This window comes from Parajatrophihabitans canadensis (assembly GCF_053764775.1).
In genome coordinates, this window is record NZ_CM132445.1 from 966,526 (window position 1) to 980,348 (window position 13,823).

Sequence of the window (13,823 nt, forward strand, 5' to 3'; positions counted from 1 at the left end):
TCTGGTTGGTCGAGGCTCATTGAGTGGTCACTACAGGCGATCAGTCGGCGATCTCTGCGGCCGATCTCAGCATCCGTCGTGTTGGCGAGGCGAAACTGACCTCGCCGCTGGCGGCCATGCTGCGTGCTCGCGGCTCATCGATTCACTATGTTCATGAAAGTGATCGGGTGTTGCTGGACGACACTGTCGCAACGGCGGTCGCACGAAATGTTCCGGCCGGCGAGCTGCCATCGTTCGAGCCCGGCGGACCAAGGGAGTTCGTGTATTTCGAGCCAACGGCGCTGCGTGTCGCCATCGTGACGTGCGGCGGTCTTTGCCCGGGCATGAACAATGTCATCCGCGGCTTGGTGCTGGAGCTCTGTCAACGCTACGGGGTCGCCGACGTTGTCGGGTTTACCAACGGCTTTCGGGGGTTGGCGGCGGCTGAGGACCCGACACGGCTCACGCCGAAGAGTGTGGCCGAGATCCATGGTCGAGGCGGGAGCATTCTGGGCACCTCCCGAGGCGATCAGAGTTCTGAGCAAATGGTCGACACCCTCGAACGGCACGCAATCTCGGTGCTGTTCGTGATCGGCGGTGACGGCACCCTGAGGGGCGCACAGAAGATAGCCGACGAAGCGGAGTCTCGCGGATTGGACCTGGCTGTCATCGGAGTTCCGAAGACGATCGACAACGACATTCCGTTCATAGATCACAGTTTTGGCTTTCAGACCGCATTCTCTCGCGCCGCGGAGTCCATTCGGGCCGCGCATACCGAGGCGAGTTCAACGCCCAATGGCGTCGGCCTGGTAAAGCTGATGGGTAGGCATTCAGGCTTCATCGCGTGTTACGCAGCACTGGCAAATCATGATGCCGACTTCGTCCTGATTCCTGAAGTTCATTTCAAACTCGAGGGAAATGGTGGACTTCTAGCGAGTCTGCGCAACCGGGTGGATGTGCAGGGACATGCGGTGGTCGTAGTTGCCGAAGGCGCCGGACAACACCTCTTGCAACGCGATGACTCTCGAGATGCCTCAGGCAACGTGCGCCTGGCTGACATCGGACAATTGCTCCGTGATCGGATCGCCCATGACTTTCGACAGGTGGGTATGGAGCTGAGTCTGAGATACGTCGATCCCGGCTACGCAATTCGCAGCGTGCCCGCAAACGCCTATGACGCGGTGTATTGCGCGCGACTTGCTCAGACCGCCGTACATGCTGCGCTGGCCGGCAGGACAGCGATGGTGGTCGGCCGCTGGCATGGACGCTTCATCCACCTGCCGATCTCGCTCGCTACCGGCAGCCGCAACGAAGTGGACCCCAACGGTGATTTGTGGATGTCGGTGCTTGAGGCGACCGGCCAACCGGAACGGTTCGCATGAGGCCAGCTGTGGAGGAATCGACGCATATGATCGGCAACATGAGCCATGATCTCGACGCGAGCTTTGCTCCAGGCGCCTGGCTGAGTGTCGCGGTTGCGGAGGCCAAGCTCGGACTGGCCGAAGGCGGAATCCCCATCGGCGGTGCGCTGATCTCGGCCGATGGCACCGTTCTCGGACGCGGTCACAACCGGCGCATCCAGGACCATGATCCGTCGCTTCATGGCGAGACCGCGGCCTTTCGCAACGCCGGCCGGCAACGCAGCTATCGAGGCACGACGATGGTGACCACGCTGTCACCCTGCTGGTACTGCAGCGGGCTGATTCGACAGTTCGGCATTTCGCGTGTCGTTATCGGTGAGGCACAGACCTTCTATGGCGGCCACGACTGGCTCGCTGAGAACGGCGTCGAGGTCGTGGTGCTCGATGATGCCGAATGCATCGCGATGATGACCGATTTCATCACCGCTAACCCCGAGCTGTGGAACGAAGACATCGGGGTCGACTAGCTCAGTCCACGGTCACCACGACGGCCAGGTCGCCATACGGAAAACTGCCTTTACCAATATGGCCAATCTTGTTGAACATTCGCGAAATCGGAACCATCATCCCGTACTTCGCTCTGATCTTGGCTTGTACCTCGTCGAACTCCGGACCAGAATCGGCGAGGGTCGCGGTGCCCGTCATCTGCTCACTGCCGGGCTTGGTCCGGCCCCGCGAATCGCTGGGCTGAATCGTCAGTCGCGGATCGTTGCGCAGCCGCTTCGCCTTACCGCTCGCCGAAGACGTCCAGAAGCCGACCTTGCCGCCGTCGAGCGGGATGATCCAAGTCGTCGTCGTCACTTCAGCACCAGATTTGCGGAACGTCGAGACAGACACGAACTTCTCATCGGTGATAGCCATAGCGCGATTCTAGGTAGCGCCGACGGAGATAGCAGCACTATTGGCGAAATGCGGGCCGCTGGCGCGCGGGCGGCGTCGCGACGATACTGGCGCCGTGGCTCAATGGATCTATTTTCTACATCCGCCCCGGGACAACTTCGCCGCTACGATGACGGACGAGGAGGGGCGCGCCTTCAGCCGCCACTTCGAACACCTGCAGCAGCTTCTGGAACAGGGGACGCTGATTCTGGCCGGTCCGACGCTGGGTGAGATCAATACCGGCATCGCCGTCTTCGAGGCGCCTGATGAACATGCAGCACAGCAGATCGTCGCGGCCGATCCGGTCGTCGAGGGTGGCTACCTTCGGGCCGAGCTCCGGCCATTCCGGGTTTCGTTGTTGCGCAAAGACTGATCGGTCATGGTCCCGGCGACGTGCCAGGACCATGACCGATGGGCAGACTGGATCTCGGGTCAGCGTGCTCCGCGAGGCGTGAACCGCAACGCACCGTCGAGGCGGATGATCTCGCCGTTGAGGTAGACGTTCTCGCAGATCGCCTGTGCGAGCTGGGCGTATTCCTTCGGGCGACCCATCCGCTTCGGGAACGGTACGGCCGCGCCCCACATCGCATCGAGTTCGACCGGGTCCGCGTTGCGGAACGCGGGCGTAAGGAAGGTACCCGGAGCGATCGTCACGACCCGAATACCGACCGGGGACAGGTCGCGCGCCATCGGCAACGTCAGGCCGATGATGCCACCCTTGGCTGCGCCGTATGCAGCTTGGCCGATCGTGCCCTCGTAACCGGCGATGGAGGCGGTGTTGATGATGACGCCGCGCTCACCGTCCTCAAGGGGTTCGGTCTTGGCGATGGCCGCCGCCGCAAGACGGTCCACGTTATAGGTGGCATTGAGAAAGATGTTGACGACGCCGACAAAGTCCTTCTGGGCGACGGCATTGCTATCGCGGTCCAGGGTGCGTCCGCCGCCACCCATGCCGCCGTGCGCGACGACCGTGATCCGGAGTGGGCCAAGCGTTACGGCCTGGTCGATCGCAGCCTGGACGCTGGCCTCGTCGGTGACGTCGGTGTGGACGAACAACGCCCGCTCACCAAGGTCGTCCGCAACTGCTTGGCCCTTGTCCTTGTCGAAATCGCACACCACAACGCTCGCCCCGGCAGCGTGCAGCCGCCGTGCGGTCGCTGCACCGAACCCGCCGCCGCCACCGGCGATGAGAGCTACTGCGCCATCGATGATCATGTCTAGGTCTCCTCAGTGAGTACTTTCTGGCCACTCTCTCATGCACCGAGCGCTCGGTGCATGACGAGCTCATCACAGCGCTGCCGAACTTCGTGATCCAGCGCTGGCCATCAATTGGTCAGAAATTGGTCAGAAATTCTGACTACTCGGAACGCAGTCGTGGCCTGGTCGGACGTCCGGTGCGCTCGGCCCAGGTGGTGACGATGGCGTCGTAAATCGCCTGATCGATCAATTCGTCCTTCTCCGGCATCTCGAACGCTTCTGCTGGAAGCACACCGTATTCGCGGAGGTGGCTGGCCCACTGATAGTGGGCGCGGACGGCTGAGGCCGCACCCCAGCCGGTGTACAGGCTGAAGGCTGCGCCGTTGACCAGTGGACCGAAGATGGCGGTCGGGATCGGTACCTCGGCGGCAATGCGAGCAACGACCTCGTCCGGGGCCGAGGTCGGCAGAAACACGTCGGCGCCCGCTTCGGCATAGGCGATTCCACGCCGAATGGTCTCCTCCAGCGAACCACCGCCCGCTCCCACGACGGTGTGAAATTCGTCCGATCGAGCGATCAGCACGAAGTCCGGGTCCACCTTCGCATCGACGGCTGCGCCGATCCGGGCCTGCATGTCCTTGATCGACATCAGTGGGCTGTCGAAGGTCGTGTGCTTCGGAGTCAGGTTGTCCTCGATGTGTACGCCAGCTACGCCGACGCGCTGAAAGCGACGGATCGTGCGGTACACATCGCCGACCGCCTCTCCGGCCTGGTCGGCATCCACGATGAGCGGGATGCTGATCGCTTCAGCCACTCGGCCGGCCTGATCGATCATTTCGGTCGGCGTGAGCACGCCGAGGTCGGGGATGGCGTAGTGGTTGATTCCGGTGGCATGACCACCCATGTAGGCGGCCTCGAAGCCGACGTGCTGAACCACACGGGCAGTTACCGCGCTGTAGCAGTCTCCTACGATGAACGGGGAGTTCTGAGCGATGAGCGATCTGAATACCTGGCTCGGGCTGAGCATGGGATGCGTTTCCTCTCCCTAGTCGAACGTAACTGACACCTTATTTCGATTCATGAGAGATTGACGTTATGAACATGACCACCGAGTGGCTGGGGACGACCTTCGACGGCCACGAGGCGAGGGTCGACCCGGACGCCGCGGTCGCCTTCGCCCTGGCGACCAACGATCCCAACCATGCCTGCCTCGATGGCTCGGCCGTACCGCCGCTGTACACCGGAGCCATGATCCGGCTCGCGAGCGTGCTCGGTGGGCAACGCTTGATCGAGTCAGGCGCGATCACCGGCGCGCGGCATGCCGTCCATGGCGAGCAGGATGTGTATTTTCTCAAGGCGATCGAACCTGGCGCGACGCTGCGATGGAACACCACGACGTACAGCGTGCGGCAGACCCGGCCCGGCGTTGTCGTCACCCAAAAGGCCGTTGTGACCGATGCGAATGGTGTCCCGGTGGTGGAGCACTTCTGGTCGAACGTGCACCTCGGCGGCACCGTGAACGCCGAGTCAGGGCCTGATCTGGCCGGTCATGCGTTTCCGTCAGAAGCTCGTGCGAACTTGATCGGCAGCCACGAGTTCGAGCTCAGTGCAGATCAGGTCTATCGCTACGCTGGCGTCTCCGGCGATCACGTCGCTCATGCGGTGGACGGCGAAGCGGCTCGCGCTGAGGGTTTCCCGGGGCGAATTCTCCAGGGCCTCTGCACGATGGCGATGTGCAGCGGCGCGGTCGTGAAACTTGCCGCCGACGGCGACCCGGACCGGCTGCGACGCCTTGCCTGTCGGATGTCAGCCCCAGTTCTGGCGAATGCGAACCTCACCGTCGAGGTGTACGACGCGGGCAGGGCCGATGACGGCGGCCGGGTGATCGCGTTCGAGGCCACCTCCGGCGGAGTCGCGGTGATCAAGCACGGTCGAGCCGACCTGCGTCCGAGCTGAACTGCATCACGGAGCGAGCCGCATCGCGGAGCGAGCTGCATCACGGAGCGAGCTGCAACCCGAATTGAGCAGCACTCTGAGCCGCGACGGTGAAACCCTGGTCACTGCTCGTGGACGCCCTGACCGCGGTCGGCCATCATCAAGCGGTACGCGCCGCGCGCGTTGTTTTGTCTTGCCCGTCGATAGTGGAGGTGCCCTGTTGAGCCAACCGTTGGGAGGCGAGGCCCCCGGCGACAAGCTGGCGCTCGTGATCGGGACCAGCGGCGTGGAGATGGACTTCGCCACCCTGCGCCGGCGCACCGATGACATGTCGCGATTGCTGGCGGCGTGGGGGCTCGGATTCGGCGACCACATCGCCGTTCTCTTCAGCAATGAAGCGGACTTGTTTCCTGTCGTGTGGGCTGCTCAGCGAACCGGGCTGTACTTCACGCCGATCAACTGGCACCTGACAGCTGAAGAGGCCAGTTACGTGGTCGCTGACTGCGATGCTCGGGTGCTGATCGCCTCGGCCGCCCACCGTGATCTCGTGCAGACCATTGGTGCTGCCGTCCCTGGTCTGAAGATCATGCTGTTCGGGGGTGACGATCTGGTTACTCCGGCCGAAGCGACCGCCGCGGGTATCGACATCGTTAGTGCGGAGGCCGAACTTGCCAAGCTCGGCGACCTGTCGGAGACCCCGATGCCCGAGCTGTGGCAAGGCTTCGCGATGTTTTACTCCTCCGGCACCACCGGCTTCCCGAAGGGCATTCTGCGCGAAGCCGTCCGGCAACCGCTCGGCTTGGTAGGACCGATAGACGTGCTGATGCGCGAGCTCTACGGCCTGGCATCGGACACGGTCTATCTCTCAACTGGGCCGCTGTATCACGCCGCGCCGCTCGGCTGGTCGACTGCGACGCAACGCATCGGCGGCACTGCGGTCGTCATGGAGAAGTTCGATGCACTGCAGACACTGGAGTTGATCGAACGCTACCGGGTGACCCACGTGCAGTTCGTGCCCACGATGATGAATCGCCTGCTGCGGCTGTCAGAAGCTGATCGGAATCGATTTGATCTCAGCAGCCTGCGGACAGTCATTCATGCGGCCGCGCCTTGCCCGGTTGATGTCAAGCGCCGCATCATCGACTGGTTCGGGCCGATTGTCTGGGAGTACTACGCCGGTAGCGAGGGCAACGGTTATTTCGCGATCGATTCCACCGACTGGCTGGCACATCCGGGGTCAGTAGGCCGATCGATGCTCGGACAGACCCACATTCTCGATGACGATGGTCACGAGCTGCCGAGTGGCGAGGTCGGCACGATCTGGTTCGCAGGCACGGCTCCGTTCGCCTACCACAAGGATCCGGTGAAAACCGCAGGTGCCTTCAACGATCGCGGGTGGAGCACCTTGGGAGACGTGGGCCATCTCGATGACGACGGTTACCTTTACCTTTCCGACCGGCGGGTAGATCTGATCCTGTCTGGCGGCGTGAACATCTATCCGCAGGAGATCGAGAACGCCCTCACACTGCATCCGTTGGTCCTCGACGCTGCGGTGATCGGGGTTCGAGACGAGGACATGGGCCAACGCGTCCTCGCGGTGGTGCAAGCCGAACCCGGGGCCGAAACCGGTCCTGCCTTGGCCGCTCAACTCATCGAGCACTGCCGTGGCCATCTGGCGTCCTTCAAGTGTCCGCGCGAGATCATCTTCGTCGATGAGCTACCGCGGTTGCCGAGCGGCAAACTGTTGCGGCGCCGAGTTCGGGACACGTTTGATCCGGCACCGTCGGCGTGATGACAGTGCCGGCGCAATGACGGTGTCGGTGCAATGACGGTGTCGGTGCAATGACGGTGTCGGTGCAATGAATAAAAGGAGGTCGCCGTGGCGGCGATGAAGGTCTTGCAGGATTCAACGGTCGGGACGATCACGATTGGTGGCGATCTCACCGTCCGTCGGCTGGGTTTCGGTGCGATGCGGGTGTCTGGCGCGCGCAACGCCGAAGGTGTGCGAGATCGTGAGGTGGCTCGAGACCTGGTTCGACGGGTGGTGGAGCGCGGTGTCACGTTCATCGACACCGCTGATATCTATGGCTACGGCCAATCTGAAGAGATCATCGCCGAGGCCCTCAAGCCGTACGCAGCTGAGCTGCTGATCGCCACCAAAGCCGGATTCGAGCCCCGCAAGTTTCTCCCGGGCGAGACCAGCCTGCCGCCCATGGGCAATCCCGATCACATTAAAGCCCAATGCGATAAGAGTCTCGCGCGCCTGGGCTTGGATCACATCGATCTCTACCAGGTGCACGTGCCGGATCCCACAGTGCCGTACGAAGACACCGTCGGTGCCTTCGTCGAGCTCCAGCAGGCGGGCAAGGTTCGTCACATCGGAGTTTCCAACGTCACGCTCGAACAGTTGGCGGTGGCGCGCTCGCTCTGCGAGGTCGTCAGCGTGCAGAACAAATACAACGCCGGCGAGCGGAACTCTGACGGTGTCCTAGCCGTCTGCGAGCGGGACGGAATCCCGTTCATTCCCTGGCAGCCGATCGTGGTCGGTACCGCGGCACAGGCGGCGGTTGCCGAGGTTGCGGCCTCGCACGGCGCGACAGTCGAACAGGTTGCCCTGGCCTGGGTGTTGCAGCGATCGCCCGTCATGTTGCCGATTCCGGGCACCTCGAGCATCGATCACCTCGACGTCAACGTCGATGCAGCTTGGGTCCAACTGAGTGATGCCGACATCGAGCGGCTGAACGCTACCAACGTGCCTGCCGCGCCCTGAACATGAAACTTGACCTACCGCTCTCAGTTCCCGACGGGGCGCTGGCCGCTGTTCCCGACTTGGCACGGGCCGCTGAAGAAACTGGTTTCGATGGCATCACCTACGGCGAGACCACGTCAGATCCCCTTCTCCATCTCGCGGTTGCCGCCGGGGTGACCTCGCGCGTCGACCTGCTCACCAACATCATCGTTGCCTTCGGACGTTCGCCGATGACTCTTGCCGAACAGGGCAGCGCCGTCCAGGACTATTCGAAGGGACGGCTGATCCTTGGCCTGGGCAGTCAGATCAAGCCGCATATCGAAAGGCGTTTCTCGATGCCGTGGAGCGCACCTGCTCCTCGGATGGTCGAATACATCTCGGCCATGCGTGCGATCTGGCACTCATGGCAGACCGGCGACCGGCTCGATTTTCGTGGGGATTTCTACACCCACACCTTGATGACGCCGATGTTCGTCCCGAAGGTCACGTACCCGGCGCCGAAAGTCTTTTTGGCTGCCGTCGGGACGGTGATGACCGAGGCGGCCGGCGCCGTCGCCGATGGGTTGCTCGTGCACGGCTACACGACCGAGCGTTACCTGCGGGAGGTAACGTTGCCCGCACTCGCACGCGGCAGGCAGCGGGCTGAGGGTACCGCTGACAACGTGCCATTGCAGGCGACGGGCGGCGACGGTTTCGAGATCGTCCATAGCCCGTTCGTGGTTACCGGTCGAACCGAAGAAGAGTTCGCGCGGTGCACCATGCGGGTCCGGGAGCGGATCGCGTTCTACGGTTCGACTCCTGCGTACAAACCGGTTCTTGAACTGCACGGTTGGGCAGAGCTGGCCGATGAGCTCAACCGACTGTCGAAGATCGACGACCCTGGCAAATGGCAGCAGATGGGCCGATTGATCGACGATGACGTCCTGAATGCCTTTGCGGTGGTGGGCGAACCCGGATCCATCGGCCGCCTCTTGGTGGACCGGTTCGGCAAGCTGATCACTCGGTGTGCTGTCAGCTCAGGAGGCACCGACGACCCGAACTTCGCCATTGAGGTTGCGCGCAGCGTCCGAGAGATCCAGTCGCGATGACCGCTACCAGGTAGCGATCTCCGGGATCACGTCGCGCCCGATCACCTCGAGCGGCGCGATGCTCGAAACGTTGGCTACCGAACCGTGCGCAGTCACAAATCCGAGTTCGTGCAATTCACGCAGCCGATCGAGGAGCTTCTTCACTCCGCCGTCGGAATCGAGACTGAGCGAGGTGGTCGCGGTCTTCTCGATCGCGTTGTAGTCGCGGCCCTCGCGCTCGCAGTGCTCGCGAAGGATATCGAGCTTCCGGCTCGCGTCAGGACCACCGAAGAGGTTGCAGGCATCGGCGTACTTCGCGACCAACCGGAGGGTCTTCTTCTCGCCGCCGCCGCCGATCATGATGCGCGGGTGCGGGCGAGATAGCGATTGCGGCGAGTTCAGAGTGCTGCCGAGCTGGTAGTGCACGCCGTTGTAGGGGCCGTCGTCATCGCTCCACATCTGGAGGCAGATCTGCAGAGCCTCCTCCAGCCTCTCGAACCGCTCGGAGGTCGGTGCGTACCCGAGACCGAGGCCGGTGGCTTCCTCTTCGTTCCACCCTGCGCCGAGCCCGAGCCACGCCCGTCCGCCGGACAACACATCCAGCGTGGTCACGGCCTTCGCCAGCAGACCGGGCGCACGATAGGTGACTCCGGAGACGAGGGTGAACAGCTCGATGGTCTTCGTATGGCCGGCGATGAAACCCAAGGCGGTGTAAGCCTCGAGCATCTCGTGTTCCTTGGGGCCGATGTGGGCGATCTGCCAGAAATGATCCATCACCGTCAGGCGGGCGAAGCCCACATCTTCAGCGGTGCTCGCGATCTGGGCGAGGGACGGACCGAGCTGCGCGGTTCCGTCGGGCCAGGTGAAATCACTGACATGTAGACCAAGCTTCACGATTCGGCTCCTTCATTGGCCTCGGTGCGCGCCCGGCGTGCGTGCCCGGGGCGAGCCCGGACGAACGATTTCACGGACGAACGATTTCACCCTATCGTGGCTTCTTCGCCCCGCATCTTCCGAATCGTGTAACTCTCGGCACCGTATCGATGCCGAGAGTTACATGATTCGCAAAAAGTTGGGGGACTAGCTGAGTGGCGATTGCTTGGCCGGCCAACCGAATTGCTTGCTCTTGGCCAGGGCGGTGAAGGCCGTTCCCGCCGTCGCCGACGTTGTGATCTGCCAATCGCAGTTCGCCGGCGGCGCGGGAAGGTTGAAATACACCAGTGCGCGTAGATTCGGCAGCTTCTTTAGGGCGTCAGGTATCGAAGCGAGCCAGTCTGCTTTCGCCTGCGGCTGGCCCGGACGTTCAATCGTGCCGTATTCGGCAAGCATGAACGGCTTGTCCCCGAAGCCATTGCTCTGCAGCCATTGGTAGAACGGGCTGATGGTTTGAGTGAAGCTCAGCCAGGGCTTGTTCCGGCAGGACGCGAAATTGTATGGATCCCACGCAACCCAATCGACAACGTTGTCACCCGGCCACATCTGCTTGTAGCGCGCCTGCCAGACCGGATCGGACAGCCCCATCATGTCCCAGACCCATTTGACGTTGCTGGCACCGCTCTGCCGTGATCGCTTGACAACATGCTGGAAGGCAGCCGCGAAATCGGCGGCACTGCCATGCTGATGAAATTGCAGCTCTGGTTCATGGGAGAACGAGACGAGTACGGGCGTCTTGAGAGCGGCCAGTCGTTTGGCTTCGGCGTCGATCACGGCGTCCTGCTTACCTGCGGCAATGCTCGCCCAGGACATCGGCGTGTTCATACGGTCGTTCGGTTCCCAATTGAGCAGTAAAAGGTGGCCCTGACTGGCAAGTGTCTTCTCGCTCGCAGTCGGGAAGACGTCGAACCAGCGGTGATAGGTGTGCACGATGTCCAAGCGCCGCTGGGTCGTTTGTTCCTCAGTGGCCACCGCGGTGACGAGCTGCGATTGCAGATCGGGTAGCGCAGAACCCCACCAACTACCACAAGTCGGGCTGGACGCTTCGGTGACCTCACATTTTGTGCCGCTCGGCCGATAAAGCACTAGACCTGCCCCGATCAGCACGGCCAGGGCTGCGACCGCGCTGATGACGACAGCTTTAGGGGAAGGTTTAGCCACCTACTGAGAGTAATCGCAGTTTTAAGTCAATCACGCCCGGTACACACAAACTTCAACTGAATGGTGATTTATCGAGCTTTCTGGCGTCTAGATGTAACTCTGCGTACACAAGACACCTAGATTCCGGTAACACAGAGTGGTCATGCTTAGTCTCGTCCGGCTTGCTGGACACGAATCGCTTCGTCGTCCGCAGCGTGGAGCGAACACCGAACCCGACAACTTCGGAGGACCCACGCAGATGTTGTTCTATCAGTTCTGCCGTTCCGAGCTCTCCGGCACCCACCTCTTCGGCACCCGAAGCTTCGGTACCCAGCGCTTCAGCATCAGGGTGCGATCCTCATGACCCAGTTACTGCAGCGCCCCGAGCCGCCGGCCGATGTTGTCGCTCCCAGCCCCAAGCGCACGCCAGATGCACCTCTGAGCCGAAAGTTCAGGCCAGATATCGAGGGCGTCCGAGCCTTTGCCGTGCTGTCGGTAGTTCTCTATCACGCGCATCTCGGGGTTCGCGGCGGATATATCGGCGTAGACGTCTTCTTCGTGATCTCCGGCTTTCTCATCACCCGGCAGCTCACCCGGATGGTTGGCGTCACCGGTCTCAAAGCCCTGCCGGGCTTCTATTCGCGGCGGATCAAGCGACTGCTTCCGGCCTCAGCCGTCGTTGTCGTCTCCACGATTGTTGCCGCGCGAATCTGGGCGCCACCAACGCAGGTGCACGCGATTACCGTCGATGGTCTCTTCACCACGTTCTACGGCCTGAACTACCGGCTCGCCATCGAGGGCACGCAGTACCTGCATCAGGGCGATGCGGTCTCTCCGCTGCAGCACTTCTGGTCTCTCGGCGTCGAAGAACAGTTCTATGTCGTCTGGCCAATCCTGATCATCACCGTCGGCTTCACCCATCGCCGAATCCGCGGACCGCTACTAGCAGTCGCCTTGCTGGCGCTTACCGCCCTGTCCTTTCACTGGTCGATCGTCATGACCGCGGGTAACTCGTCCTGGGCGTACTTCTCGTTGCAGACGCGGGCGTGGGAGCTCGCCACCGGCGCGCTCGTCGCGATCAGCGCAGACCGGTTGGCTCGGATGCCTGCTCGCCTCGCGGGCCTGCTCGGCTGGGTGGGTCTGATCGTGATGATCGCCTCCGCCTTCTGGATCAGCGATGCCACCGCCTACCCCGGCTCGGCGGCCGCCGTACCGGTTGGTGCGGCCGCCCTCATCATTGCGGCAGGTTGCGGCGCTCGCCGTGGCATTGAAAGGGTGTTCTCCGAACCGGTGCTGCAGTGTTTCGGCCGGTTGTCGTACTCGCTGTACCTGTGGCACTGGCCGATGCTCATCATCGCGCCGATGGCCCTCGGTCACCCGCTGACCGTCGTGAACCGATGCACCGTCGTCGTATTGGCAATCATCGCAGCCTTGCTGTCGTTCTTCATCGTTGAGGAACCTGGCCGCAGGATCGCCATGGGCACCCTGCAATGGCTCTTCGGTGGTGTGGTGATCTCCGGCGCGATCATCTGCGTGGGCGCGCTCGTGCTCATGAACCTGCCGTCAGTGCAAGGGCACGGTGCAGCTGTGACGCTGGCCTCGGGCACCACCCAGTCCGCGCCGAAGTTTCTCGACACGGTCAAGCAATATGTCAGTTCGGCGATGGCAACGACGGCCGCGCCGAGCAACCTGACGCCTAATCCCGAACATGCGGCGGGCGATACTCCGGATGCTTCGAAGAACGGTTGCCACCTCGACTTTCTGGTGATCACTCAGGCGGCTTGCGAGTTTGGTGACACGACGGCGACAAGAACGGCAGTGCTGTTCGGCGACTCCCACATGGAGCAGTGGGAGCCCGCCTTCGGTGCGGCGGGCAAGCAGGAACACTGGAAGATCGTCAACTGGACGAAGTCCGCCTGCCCGGCCGCCAACCTGACCGTCATCTCGCCGAGCCTGAACCGCGACTACGCCGAGTGCAATACCTGGCGGACGCAGACGATCGCTCGCATCGTTGCACTCAAACCCGCGATCATCTTCGTGGGTGAATCCGAGAACACCAAGGGCGATCACAAGTTCACCCCCCAGGAATGGACGAACGCCACGCTCCAGACGTTGAACACGTTGCGGGACGAAACCCACGCCAAGATCGTGTTCATGGGCGACACCCCGGTCCCGCGGGTGACGACATCGGATTGTGTATCGGCGCATATCGACGATGTGCGCCCCTGCACGACCGACCTTTCACACGACTACACCTACCCGGACCGGCACAAGGCGATGCAACCGGCAATCACCGGTGCGGGCTACCCCTACATCGATCCGCAGCCGTGGCTGTGTTCTGCCACCGGCTGCCCGCCGATCATCGGTAACTACCTCGTGTATCGCGACGAAAGCCATGTCAGCAAGGAGTATGTCGAATTTCTCGAACCCTTGATCGCGCCGTTGTTGAGCAGCGCTCGGTGAGCCTGATGAGACCCATTCAACCCGCCCGTCACCGCGTCGCCGCTACCAAGAGGAGCCCGC

The 13,823-nt window shown here is 62.4% G+C and carries 14 protein-coding genes; 9 read left to right on the forward strand and 5 right to left on the reverse strand.

What is annotated here, in order from left to right:
• The first annotated feature begins 23 nt into the window (after positions 1–23).
• Complete coding sequence (locus tag ACSMXN_RS04680) at positions 24–1,361, forward strand: ATP-dependent 6-phosphofructokinase (protein WP_022913419.1); 1,338 nt, start codon at positions 24–26, stop codon at positions 1,359–1,361.
• A gap of 38 nt (positions 1,362–1,399) precedes the next feature.
• Positions 1,400–1,867 (forward strand): nucleoside deaminase, encoded by a 468-nt coding sequence (locus ACSMXN_RS04685; protein ID WP_027139466.1) that lies wholly within the window; start codon positions 1,400–1,402, stop codon positions 1,865–1,867.
• A 1-nt stretch (position 1,868) separates the two neighbouring features.
• On the opposite strand, the gene ACSMXN_RS04690 is transcribed toward ACSMXN_RS04685, so the two are convergent.
• The gene (locus tag ACSMXN_RS04690) at positions 1,869–2,261 is read right to left on the reverse strand and encodes a pyridoxamine 5'-phosphate oxidase family protein (RefSeq protein ID WP_022913421.1); all 393 of its coding nucleotides are present in this window, start codon (positions 2,259–2,261) and stop codon (positions 1,869–1,871) included.
• A 94-nt stretch (positions 2,262–2,355) separates the two neighbouring features.
• Between ACSMXN_RS04690 and ACSMXN_RS04695 the strand changes: the two genes are divergently transcribed.
• A complete protein-coding gene (locus tag ACSMXN_RS04695) occupies positions 2,356–2,652 on the forward strand; it encodes a YciI family protein (RefSeq protein WP_022913422.1) in 297 nt (98 codons plus the stop codon).
• Between the two features lie 59 nt (positions 2,653–2,711).
• On the opposite strand, the gene ACSMXN_RS04700 is transcribed toward ACSMXN_RS04695, so the two are convergent.
• Entirely contained in the window at positions 2,712–3,494 is a 783-nt protein-coding gene (locus ACSMXN_RS04700) for an SDR family NAD(P)-dependent oxidoreductase (RefSeq protein ID WP_022913423.1), read from the reverse strand.
• 142 nt (positions 3,495–3,636) lie between these two features.
• Positions 3,637–4,503, reverse strand: a complete 867-nt coding sequence (locus tag ACSMXN_RS04705; protein ID WP_022913424.1) for an isocitrate lyase/PEP mutase family protein — start codon at positions 4,501–4,503, stop codon at positions 3,637–3,639.
• 74 nt (positions 4,504–4,577) lie between these two features.
• Between ACSMXN_RS04705 and ACSMXN_RS04710 the strand changes: the two genes are divergently transcribed.
• The 4 genes from ACSMXN_RS04710 to ACSMXN_RS04725 all read left to right on the forward strand — a co-directional run bounded on the left by ACSMXN_RS04710 (position 4,578) and on the right by ACSMXN_RS04725 (position 9,248).
• On the forward strand, positions 4,578–5,432 hold the full coding sequence (locus ACSMXN_RS04710; RefSeq protein WP_196811281.1) for a MaoC/PaaZ C-terminal domain-containing protein: 855 nt from the start codon (positions 4,578–4,580) through the stop codon (positions 5,430–5,432).
• A 199-nt stretch (positions 5,433–5,631) separates the two neighbouring features.
• Positions 5,632–7,203 (forward strand): AMP-binding protein, encoded by a 1,572-nt coding sequence (locus tag ACSMXN_RS04715; protein ID WP_027139467.1) that lies wholly within the window; start codon positions 5,632–5,634, stop codon positions 7,201–7,203.
• Positions 7,204–7,299: 96 nt separating this feature from the next.
• Positions 7,300–8,181: an aldo/keto reductase gene (locus tag ACSMXN_RS04720; protein ID WP_035943893.1), complete on the forward strand. Its 882-nt coding sequence runs from the start codon at positions 7,300–7,302 to the stop codon at positions 8,179–8,181.
• Positions 8,182–8,183: 2 nt separating this feature from the next.
• Positions 8,184–9,248 (forward strand): TIGR03617 family F420-dependent LLM class oxidoreductase, encoded by a 1,065-nt coding sequence (locus tag ACSMXN_RS04725; RefSeq protein ID WP_022913428.1) that lies wholly within the window; start codon positions 8,184–8,186, stop codon positions 9,246–9,248.
• Positions 9,249–9,251: 3 nt separating this feature from the next.
• On the opposite strand, the gene ACSMXN_RS04730 is transcribed toward ACSMXN_RS04725, so the two are convergent.
• Both ACSMXN_RS04730 and ACSMXN_RS04735 read right to left on the reverse strand, forming a co-directional pair.
• The gene (locus ACSMXN_RS04730) at positions 9,252–10,121 is read right to left on the reverse strand and encodes an LLM class F420-dependent oxidoreductase (RefSeq protein ID WP_022913429.1); all 870 of its coding nucleotides are present in this window, start codon (positions 10,119–10,121) and stop codon (positions 9,252–9,254) included.
• Between the two features lie 186 nt (positions 10,122–10,307).
• The gene (locus ACSMXN_RS04735; RefSeq protein ID WP_022913430.1) at positions 10,308–11,321 is read right to left on the reverse strand and encodes a glycoside hydrolase; all 1,014 of its coding nucleotides are present in this window, start codon (positions 11,319–11,321) and stop codon (positions 10,308–10,310) included.
• A gap of 142 nt (positions 11,322–11,463) precedes the next feature.
• Between ACSMXN_RS04735 and ACSMXN_RS04740 the strand changes: the two genes are divergently transcribed.
• Together ACSMXN_RS04740 and ACSMXN_RS04745 are read left to right on the forward strand one after the other, a co-directional pair.
• Positions 11,464–11,664 (forward strand): hypothetical protein, encoded by a 201-nt coding sequence (locus tag ACSMXN_RS04740; protein WP_022913431.1) that lies wholly within the window; start codon positions 11,464–11,466, stop codon positions 11,662–11,664.
• Positions 11,661–13,763, forward strand: coding sequence for an acyltransferase family protein (locus ACSMXN_RS04745; protein WP_022913432.1), 2,103 nt, complete (start codon positions 11,661–11,663; stop codon positions 13,761–13,763). The genes ACSMXN_RS04740 and ACSMXN_RS04745 overlap by 4 nt, the downstream gene beginning before the upstream one ends.
• Positions 13,764–13,823: the final 60 nt, after the last annotated feature.

Excerpts from the sequence above, each read along its gene's own strand:
- ACSMXN_RS04685 (WP_027139466.1), top strand. The coding sequence starts at position 1,400 with ATGAGCCATGATCTCGACGCGAGCTTTGCTCCAGGCGCCTGGCTGAGT.
- ACSMXN_RS04690 (WP_022913421.1), bottom strand. The coding sequence starts at position 2,261 with ATGGCTATCACCGATGAGAAGTTCGTGTCTGTCTCGACGTTCCGCAAA.
- ACSMXN_RS04700 (WP_022913423.1), bottom strand. The coding sequence starts at position 3,494 with ATGATCATCGATGGCGCAGTAGCTCTCATCGCCGGTGGCGGCGGCGGG.
- ACSMXN_RS04705 (WP_022913424.1), bottom strand. The coding sequence starts at position 4,503 with ATGCTCAGCCCGAGCCAGGTATTCAGATCGCTCATCGCTCAGAACTCC.
- ACSMXN_RS04710 (WP_196811281.1), top strand. The coding sequence starts at position 4,578 with ATGACCACCGAGTGGCTGGGGACGACCTTCGACGGCCACGAGGCGAGG.
- ACSMXN_RS04720 (WP_035943893.1), top strand. The coding sequence starts at position 7,300 with ATGAAGGTCTTGCAGGATTCAACGGTCGGGACGATCACGATTGGTGGC.
- ACSMXN_RS04725 (WP_022913428.1), top strand. The coding sequence starts at position 8,184 with ATGAAACTTGACCTACCGCTCTCAGTTCCCGACGGGGCGCTGGCCGCT.
- ACSMXN_RS04740 (WP_022913431.1), top strand. The coding sequence starts at position 11,464 with ATGCTTAGTCTCGTCCGGCTTGCTGGACACGAATCGCTTCGTCGTCCG.
- ACSMXN_RS04745 (WP_022913432.1), top strand. The coding sequence starts at position 11,661 with ATGACCCAGTTACTGCAGCGCCCCGAGCCGCCGGCCGATGTTGTCGCT.